We start from the raw sequence: 9,064 nt of genomic DNA, 5'->3' as shown, positions 1-9,064 counted from the left end.
GCGCCACAGCTTGCTGCTGTTTTACGACACCAGCCCGACGCTGGCCCTGAGTTTGCGCACCCGCCTGCAGGGCACCCGCTACCGCGAAGACGGTGGGCCGCTGCGCACAGGCTACGTGCTGGCCCAGGACGCTTCTGTAACCGTGGGCCGCTACCTGCGCCTGAGTGGCCGCTACGCCCTCTTCGACACCGACGACTACGATACCCGCCAATACGTGTTTGAGCAGGACGTGCTCTACGCTTTTTCCATTCCGGCCCTCTCGGGCCAGGGCACGCGCATGTATGCCATTGCCGAAGTGAAATGCACCCGCCACCTCACGTTGTGGCTGCGCTACGCCGAAACCCATTACCGCCACCAGCAAACCGTCGGCTCCGGGCTGGAAGAAATCCAGGGCCCGCGCCGGGGCGAAGTGAAAGTACAAGCCCGCTACAAATTCTAAGTCCTTACCTACACTGCCCCAACTGCCCGCGTGGGCTACAGTCTACCAGGGCGGCAGACCAGTTGCTCGGCTTGGCCAACGACCACAAAAAAAGGGCGACTCCCGCGGGAGCCGCCCTTTTTTAGGCGTAAGCAAACAAGTTGCTTATTGCTTCATCAGGCGCGTTACGGCCGTGCCGTTGGGCAGGTCGAGGTGGAGCTGATAAACGCCGGTGCTGAGCTTGCTCAGGTCAAGCTGGTGCTGCAGGGCGGCGGCACCCTTCACCAGGGTTTCGGTAGCCACTACGCGGCCCAGGGCGTCGGTTACGCGCAGGGTGATGTTGCCCTGCTGCCCGTTGTCAACGTTGACCTTGAAGATACCCGAGCTCGGGTTTGGATACACGGCAATGCCTTTCAGCAGCTGCTCGTTGCGGTTGCCCAGTACGGTAGCTTCGGTGGTGTAGGCCGAGCAGCCGATGCTGTTGCAGGCCCGCACGCGGTAGTAGTAGCGGCCGCTGGCCGTTACCCGGTCGACGGCGTTGGCCTCGTTGGCGGCCGTGGTCGTTACCCGCTGGAAGTTGGTGTTCGTGTTGAAGGAACGCTCTACCTCGAAGCTGGTCTCGTTGCCCGAGTTGTCGAGCCACACGAGCAGGTTTTCGTTGCCGCCGCTCGAGAACGTGCCGGGGATGATGGTCAGCGACGATGGGGCCGCTGGTACGTCACCTACCGTGCACAGCTCCAGGCTCCAGCCGGTGAGCGTGCCGCCGTTGCCGGCCGCGTTGTCGTTGATGCTCAGCGTCCAGTTGCCGTTGGCCGGGTCATTGAGCAGCGCTGCCAGGGGACTGATTGGCTTCACGGTGCGGCCACCGGTGAGGGGGCAGGTCAGGGCGGCCGTAGCCGCGTCATCGAAGCTCAGGCTGATGTCGTTGGTACCGGCGCAGGCGCGCGACACCAGCACGGCGCTCCGGCCGGCGGGGTTGGTGAGCGTAATTTCCAGCTCACCCACGTTCGGGTGGGTGATGTTCAGGTTGCGAATCCGCACGTCCGACACGCGCTCCGTGTTGGCCACGTTGATAACCGAGGTAACGGTAGTGTTGGCGCTTGGCAGAATCACGCGGGGTACCTGGGTGGCCACAATCGTGGTGCAGGCCTGTACGCCGGTCTGGAAAGCTGTGGCGGCCGAGAATGGAGCCGAGCCGCAGGGGCTAACGGCCCGCACGCGCCAGAAGTAAGCCGTGTTGGCCGTCAGAGCAGTCGAAGGAGTGTAGGTCGTACCGGTGATGTTGGCCTGGGTCTGCACGATGGTCGTGAAGTCGGCCGTGGTAGCAATTTGCACTTCGTACGAAGCTGCGTTTGGTACGGCGTTCCAGGTGAAGCGCGGACGCAGGGACGTGCGGCCGGCACCCGTTGGAGCGGTTGGTACGGCCGTGGCAGTAGCTGCCTGACGTACTACAACCTGCACGGGCTGGGCCTGGCTTACGCTGCCGCTAGTCCCGACCAGGTTGATGATGTAGTTGCCCGAAGCCACGGCCGAGGAAGCCGTAATCGTGGCCTGGGTGGTAGCACCGGGGTTAACGGTCGAGGTAGCGTAGGAAACCGTCAGGCCGGTAGGCAGGTTGGCCGCCGACAAAGTCACGGCGCCCGAGAAACCCTGCAGCTGGCCTACCGACACGTCGAAGGTGGCGGAGTTGCCGGGGCAAACTGTTGGAATAGCCGTAGCAGTGCGGGTCAGGAAGAACGTGGGAGCCGTAACGGCGCGGATGGCGAAGTTTTGGTTCGAGATGTCGAAGAACACGTTGCCCGAAGCCTGCACCTTGATGCGGGCCGTCGACGTGGAAGCCAGCGAAGCGGGCAGGGTCAGGACCTGCGAGCCGTCGTTGGGCGTACCGGCCAGCAACGTGGTAGGGTAGGTCCGGCCGCCGTCGGTGGAGAGCAGAATGTCTACGTTAGCCGCGTTGATGGGGGCCGCCGTCGTGTTGGCCACGTCCCAGCTTACTTCCTGGGGCGTGCCGGCCAGCCAGGAAATGTTGGCGCCCGACGTGTTGGGGTAGGTTACCAGGAACGGACCGGCCGTCGAAACCACGGCTACGTTCATCGAGTCGTAATCCACGCCGCCGCCGTTGACGCGGTTGTCGCGGGCCACGAGGCGGAAGATCAGCTTGCGGGCGTACGTCGGCAGCTGCTCCCCGATGGTGTCGGTGTTGGTAATCAGGTTGTAGATCTTGGGGAACGTGCGCGAGGGCGACACGGTAGGGGCAAACATCCGGAAAATGGCCGCGTCGCCGGTGGGCGTGCGGGGGTCACCGGTCGGCCCGAGGTTGTACTGCTCCCACGAGTAGGTCAGCGCGTCGTTGTTGGGGTCCGTGGCCGAGCCGGTCAGGGTGAAGGGCGTCTTGAACGGAATAACGTAGTTGGCCCCGGCGTTAACCACTGGCGCGTTGTTGTTGGTGTTCGTCACCACGCCGCAGTTGCCGGCGCCGGTGATGTGGGCCACAATCTGGTCGAAGCTGCGGGAGTGGAAATACGGAATGCTGTGCGGGTCCAGGTCCTGGGGGGCGCAGATACCGGCGTAGGCCATGATGGAAACGCCGGAGCCGGGCTCGTAGGCCGAAGTGGCCGCGCGGTTGCCGCCGGCGCAGTTGCCGGTGTTGCTGTTGAAGGTATGGTCGCCGCCGAACTGGTGGCCCATTTCGTGGGCTACGAAGTCGATGTCGAAGGCATCACCCACGGGCTGGGGCAGGCCGGTTACGCCGCCGGCCTTGTTGCTCAGGCACACCGAAGGCTTGTAGGCTACGCCGCCGCCGCCGGTGCTGAACACGTGGCCGATGTCGTAGTTGGCCGCGCCGATGATGGAGTTAACCGTCGAAATGTTCTGGCCGAGCATCGTCGAGCCGTCGTTGTTGGTGTAGGGGTCGGAGCTGCCGCTGAGGTAAATCAGCTGGTCGTTGTTGGCAATCAGTACCAGGCGCACGGCCACTTCCTTCTCGTACACGCCATCCACGCGGTTCACCGACGTGACCATCTTGGCCAGCGTCAGTTCCTTGGTAGGCGTAGCGGGGGCGCACACGGCCACGGCATACTCCCCGGTGCAGGCCAGGGCCAGGCGGTAGGTGCGCAGCTGGGTACCGTTTGGCACGCGCTGGAAAGCGGAAGCCTGGGGCACGTTCACTTCCTGAGCATCCGTGTTCAAGCACACGAAGCCTTTCTGCACCATGGCCTGCTTGTCGAACACGTTGTAGTGCTCGGTGTCGCCGTTAGCGGCCGGGTCGATGTACACCGTGCGATCCGACAGCGAAATCATGGCGTGGAAACCCGCGGGCGTCACGTCAAGACGGGCCGTGGCGGCGGGGTTGTCGATGCCCTGGGCCGCGTAGGTTTTGATCATCGGGTAACGGGCGGCCAGCTCGGCGCTCATCACCGGTACTTCCACCACGCGGAAGCGCTGCGAGGTACCGTCGGGCAAGGGCAGCGAAACGACCGTGGAGGAATTGCGGGCGCCGGCACCCTGCTCGGCCGGAGCCTGGGCCAGGGTGCTGCGCATGGCGCTCAGCTGCACCGTAACCGGGCGGTACTGACGCAGGCGGGCCATGCTCTGACGGCTGGCGGCGGCAGTTTGGGCATCGTCAGCCCATAGGACACGTTGGGCCGATGCACTGTGCGGCGCCCCAGCCGCTGCGAACAACAGACCGCCCAGCAGGGCCGGTTGCCAGGTGCGCAACGCTTTTGTAAAGGTTGAAACCATAAAAGGGTGGTAAGAGAAAAATTAGGTGAAAAGCCGTTGAGATTGAAGGGCCTAATATAGGGGTTTTTTCCCCTAACCAGTAGTGGTTTCAACGCACTAGCTTTTCAAATTTCTCCTGCCCGCTCAGCGCTGCGGCCCGCCCGGAATTTCAAAAGCCGGCTTGCTGCCCGCCGGCAGGGCCGCCTTATCGAAACAGATATAATGCTGGGTGTCGCCGGCGCGGTAGGGCTCGATGAGCAGCGTGCGCCCCGCCCGCACCAGCAGCGCGTGCAGGCCGGTCGAGGTGACTTCCAGCCGCACGTAGTCGGCCGGCGCCGTTGCTGACTGTCCCGCGTAGGTGCGCAGAGTGGGGTAGCGGGCGGCCAGCTCGGGAGCCATGGTAGTGCTGGCGCGCAGGTGGTAGAGCTGCCGTGAGCCATCGGGCAGGGGCAGCAGCAGGTCGGGGCCGGAGTCCGCCGTGGCCGGTGCCAGCGTCCGCCGCAAGCCCGCCAGATCGAGGGCAAACACGCGGTAGCGGGTGGGAGTCAGCCGCGCCTTGCCCAAGCGACGGGCCTGGGTCGTGGGCAGCTCCCGCCAGAAGTCGACGGGAGTAGCCGTGGCGAGGCTGCCGGAAGGATGGGCAGCCGGTGTTGCGGTAGGGGGCCGTAGGCCAGCCAGCAGAAAGAAGCTCAGCAGGAAAGGAGACATTTCACAAAAGCAACCGCGCCGCCGGAGGTGACTGCGCCGGACCGGAAGATGCGATAATCCCGCCAAACTTGCCCGCACGGCGAGACGTGGCTTGCTCGCTTGGGCTGACCACAAAAAAACGGCCTTCCGGAAATACCGGAAGGCCGAAAGCAAAAGTGAAACGGGACCACGCGCGGCGGTCGGCTAACTGTCCGTTTTGAGCAGAACCAGCTGCACCTTGTCGGCAGAGCTGATCTTGCGGCGGAACTCCACGTAGGCCGGGTAATCGGTGCGCGAAAAGCGGGTGCGGGGCATGGTCAGCTGGCGGATGTACTGCAGCGTGCCGTCGGGCAGGGTTTGCACCTGGCTGGAGTAAGTGCCGAAAGCGGTGGTGAGCTTCACGGGCGCGGGCAAGCTTTCGGGCTTGAGCGTGGCCGGCAGGTGAATCCGGACCGTATCGGCGTGGGAAAAGGCGCGGGCCAGCCAAATGTCGGTTTGCCGCTCACCCACCGCCGCCGGCAGCGAGGGCAGGCGGCTGAGCAGGTTGGGGGTCAGAAACACGCGCTTGCCGCTGGCCGCCGCCAGGTTGGGCAGGGTCAGGTTCAGGATCTGCACCAGGGCCGGCATGGCGGCGCGGTTGTCGGGCGTCAGGGTGAGCTTGGTGATGCTGAAATTGGCCACCGGCAATCCGTCGCCGATGCGCTGCTTCTGCTCCGTGGCCGACAACCCGTGTAGGATGGAACTGAGGCGTTCCTGCTCCATACCCGTGAGGCGGGCGCGGATGCTGGCCGTGGCGCTGCCCTGGGCGTCGAGGTACACGTCGGAAAGGCGGGCCAGGCGGTTGTCGGTGGCCCCGTAGCTGGGCGTGCGCACCAGCTTGCCCCCTTCGGGCGTCACGAGTAGGGCGTGGCGGTTGCCCGTGAAGCTGCCCATGTAGTTGAACGGATTGGTCTGACTCGTGCACTCCAGCCACACCGTATCGGGGCGGGCGGCCCGGGTCAGGGGCACGCAGAGCACCACGTGATTGAACTGGCTGCTGGGAAACTCCGTCCGGATGTCGGGCTCATCGGCCCGAACCAGGGCGCAGTAGGCCGTCACGTCGGCGGCCTTGAGCAGGGCCATGCAGTAGTTGGTCAGGGCCTTGCAGTCGCCGTAGCCGTTGCCGGCCACCGAGGCCGCCGGAAACGTCTGCCAGCCCCCGATGCCGAGCTGAATGGAAATGTAGCGGGTGTTGGCCTGCAAGAACTCATAAACCTTGCGGATGCGGGCCCGCTCGTCAGTTTCGCCCTGCACCAGCGCCGCCACCCGGGCCTTCAGCGCGTCGGGCAGCACGTCGCGGCCCGCGTTGAGGTCGTAGCTCCACTGGCCCAGGCCCTGCCACGAGGTCAGGGACCCGGCGTGGCCCTGCACTTCGAAGCTAGTGGGCGCCGTGAGCACCGCGGGCGTGTATTCTGATACCGGCGGGCTGTCGGGCTCGTCTTCCACGGCCGGCAGGTTTTGCACCTCCCAGAAGTAGGCATCGAACGGCCCCACCTTGCTGCGCACCAGCGATACGCCGGCGGGCAGGTGGCGCTCCTGAAAGCGCAGGGGTAGCTCCACGGGCGTCACGACCCGGAACGAGGATTGCTCCACGGCCAGCTGCTCGGCGGGCTGCGGGTACCACGAGGAGTAGAACAGCGGGTTGTTGGACACCACCTCGTACTCAAACTCCACCGTGTAGGGGTAGGTGGGCTGCTGCAGGTCCACGGTCTTGCCCCGGCCCGACGAGGCCAGGCTGAAACCGTCGGAGAGGCTGCGGTCGTGCACGTCGGAGGCGCGGAGCTGGCGCACGCCCTGGCCGGCCTCGTTGTAAATAACGCCCCGCAGGTAGCTCACGCTGGTAAACTCGTCGTAGTACACCGTTTCGGAAGCCCAGTGGGCCCCGGCCTCGTCGAAAATCGTGGTGACGCGGTGTACGGTCGAGATGGTGCGCCCCACCGACTTCACCTGCATGGTTTCGTCGTGCAGGCGCATCACGGCGTGGGCGTTTTCGCGCAGCGGGGCCGCAATGGCCGCCACCGGGAATTTGGGCACCACGCCGCCCGCCTGCACCAGGCGGGCCGCCGTCAGCAGCAGGAAGACCAGAGCAAGGCGTCTCATGACTTCTTCTTCAGCACAATTTTCTCGGCCTGCTTGGCCAGCAGCAGGTTGTAGAACTCGCGCAGGTGCACGTACTCCTCGGCCGAGTAGGACGGCTTGCGCAGATTCATGCGGCTCACAATCTGGATAGCAGTCGGGCCGGGCACCACGGTGAACATGTAGCGGCCACCTTCCTCGGGCAGCTCCACCACTGCCGACTTGGGCAGCTCCTCGGCCACGTAGCCCGCGGGCAGGTTGATGGTCATCATCACCGTCTCATCCACGGGGGCGCCGAAATCGACGGGGAAGCGGCGGTCTTCGCGGCGGAAGGGGTTCTTCTCGTCGCCGAACTGCCGGAGCGGGTTCAGGTAAATCGTGGCGGCCGAGGCGTCGCCGCCGGCCGAGGCAAACTCGTAGTCGAGGGTGAGAGGGCGCTGGAGCAGGTCACGCTCCTTGAAGGCAAACTTGGGAATGTTCCAGCCCTCGTGTTCCCCGGCCAGGGTTTCGATGTACTTTTTCTCCCCAATCTTCTGCAGCTTTTCGCGCTCGAAGTGGGCCGAGTAGCCGCTGTGCTCCTGGTGCACCTTGCCGGTGTAGCCACCCTTGTCGTCGACGGTGAGCTGCACCTGGCGGTACTCCATAAAGCGCTGGGTTGGCTTGAGGTCAATCCAGCGCGACTCCTGCACGTTGGGCATTACCAGGCGGCCGGCGTGGCTCAGGCAGCGCTGGGGCAGCGTGCCGCAGGGCAGCAGCTCCTCGGTGGCATCCACGAGCATCTCCTTGTCGTCGGGCAGGGCCACGTGGGCCACTACGTAGTTGAAGCGGGAGAGCAGGGGGAAGGTGGGGTTCACGGCGCCGTGGTCCCGGGTGCTGAGCAGCACGGGGTTGGCCGTGATGCCGGCCTCGCGCAGGGCCGCAATCAGCAGCAGGTTCACGTCGCCGGCAGTGCCGCTGTGCTGGTCGAATGTGCGGCGCAAGGAGCCCGAGGTGTAGTAGTGGTCGGTGCCGTTGTACTTCACCGATTTGCGCACCAGCGCGTGCACGGCGGCCACGCGGGCAGCCAAGTCGGTTTCCTTGGTCATAATCGAGGCCAGCTGCTCCTTCAAAAAGCCGCCGCGCTTGAGCTGCATACCGAAGTTCTCGTCGTCGAGCAGTTCCTGGTCAATCTTGGTCCAGGTATCGGCCAGAGGCTTGTAAGGCTGCCCGTCCCACTGCATGCCGGCCAGTTCGAAGTCGATACGGGCCACGTAGTCGCGGGCCGAGGTCATGTAGGGCTCTTCGCCCAGGCTGGGCACGTCCTTCATCACCCAGCGGTGCACCTTGGTCGTCACCGGAATCGTCTCGGCCGTGGTAGCCACGTGGTTGACGCCGCCGCTGGTAAAGCCGCCGTTCTGCTTCAGGGTAAACTGCGTGGAGCCTTCCGTGTGCTCGTTGATGGCCAGGGGCTCGTAGCCCTGCATGAACATCTTGTAGTCGAAGTACTTCGGAATAACGGCCTGGTACTCGCTCCAGCGCACCGGAATCGAGTTCTGGAACTGCCAGTCCTGGAAGTTGAACAGGAAGTCCGACGAGATGGTGTAAGTGTATTCGATAACCGAGCCCTCGTGCACGTTAGGCAGCGTAAACTTGCGCACCGTCACATTGGGGCTGGCTTCCTCGCGGAACGTGGATTCGGAGGCCAGCTTGTCTTTCACCACCTGCCCGTTGACGAGGTTGTAGGTGAAGCCCTTCAGGGAGGTCATCTTTTCCTCCCGGCGCTCCTTGTGGTAGAGCGGCACTTTCACCGTGGCCCAGTCGTAGCCCGACTTTTTCAGAATCTTAATGCGCGTTACCCGCTCAAAAATCACCTGGAAGTCGTTGTCGATGTATTCGAAGCGGGAGCGGCCGAAGTCGCAGAGCACGATGGCCTCGGCGGCGCTGTCGCCGGCGAAGTTGGCGGCGGTCAGGTCCCGCTCATCGATTTTGCCGAATTTAATGGGGCTGGCTTGGCCGAAAGCGGGTGCCAGCGCGGCACCGCTCACCACAGCCACCGCCAGCAGGCGGCGGAGTACAGGTGTAAGCATAGAAAAAGGAATTAAAGGTGAATCACCCACTCAGCATTCCCCCATAGGGGCTTGGATA

Annotated in this window: 4 protein-coding genes and 1 pseudogene; 1 reads left to right on the top strand and 4 read right to left on the bottom strand. The window is 64.3% G+C overall.

What is annotated here, in order from left to right:
* Positions 1-439 (top strand): annotated as a pseudogene (locus EWM57_RS17480) (hypothetical protein); the annotation flags it as partial.
* Between the two features lie 144 nt (positions 440-583).
* On the opposite strand, the gene EWM57_RS17475 reads toward EWM57_RS17480, so the two are convergent.
* The 4 genes from EWM57_RS17475 to EWM57_RS17460 form a co-directional block, all read right to left on the bottom strand.
* Positions 584-4,006 (bottom strand): reprolysin-like metallopeptidase, encoded by a 3,423-nt coding sequence (locus EWM57_RS17475; protein WP_165370561.1) that lies wholly within the window; start codon positions 4,004-4,006, stop codon positions 584-586.
* 276 nt (positions 4,007-4,282) lie between these two features.
* Complete coding sequence (locus EWM57_RS17470) at positions 4,283-4,846, bottom strand: hypothetical protein (RefSeq protein ID WP_129922444.1); 564 nt, start codon at positions 4,844-4,846, stop codon at positions 4,283-4,285.
* A 183-nt stretch (positions 4,847-5,029) separates the two neighbouring features.
* A complete protein-coding gene (locus EWM57_RS17465) occupies positions 5,030-6,964 on the bottom strand; it encodes a DUF3857 domain-containing protein (protein ID WP_129922443.1) in 1,935 nt (644 codons plus the stop codon).
* Complete coding sequence (locus EWM57_RS17460) at positions 6,961-9,006, bottom strand: DUF3857 domain-containing protein (protein WP_129922442.1); 2,046 nt, start codon at positions 9,004-9,006, stop codon at positions 6,961-6,963. The genes EWM57_RS17465 and EWM57_RS17460 overlap by 4 nt, the downstream gene beginning before the upstream one ends.
* Positions 9,007-9,064: the final 58 nt, after the last annotated feature.

Origin of the sequence: Hymenobacter persicinus (genome assembly GCF_004167665.1) — a bacterium.
GTDB classification, from domain to species: Bacteria; Bacteroidota; Bacteroidia; order Cytophagales; family Hymenobacteraceae; genus Hymenobacter; species Hymenobacter persicinus.
The sequence above is the reverse complement of the archived record's forward strand: the minus strand, read 5'-3'. Positions and strand labels throughout refer to the sequence as shown.

Excerpts from the sequence above, each read along its gene's own strand:
- EWM57_RS17475 (WP_165370561.1), bottom strand. The coding sequence starts at position 4,006 with ATGGCCCGCCTGCGTCAGTACCGCCCGGTTACGGTGCAGCTGAGCGCC.
- EWM57_RS17470 (WP_129922444.1), bottom strand. The coding sequence starts at position 4,846 with ATGTCTCCTTTCCTGCTGAGCTTCTTTCTGCTGGCTGGCCTACGGCCC.
- EWM57_RS17465 (WP_129922443.1), bottom strand. The coding sequence starts at position 6,964 with ATGAGACGCCTTGCTCTGGTCTTCCTGCTGCTGACGGCGGCCCGCCTG.
- EWM57_RS17460 (WP_129922442.1), bottom strand. The coding sequence starts at position 9,006 with ATGCTTACACCTGTACTCCGCCGCCTGCTGGCGGTGGCTGTGGTGAGC.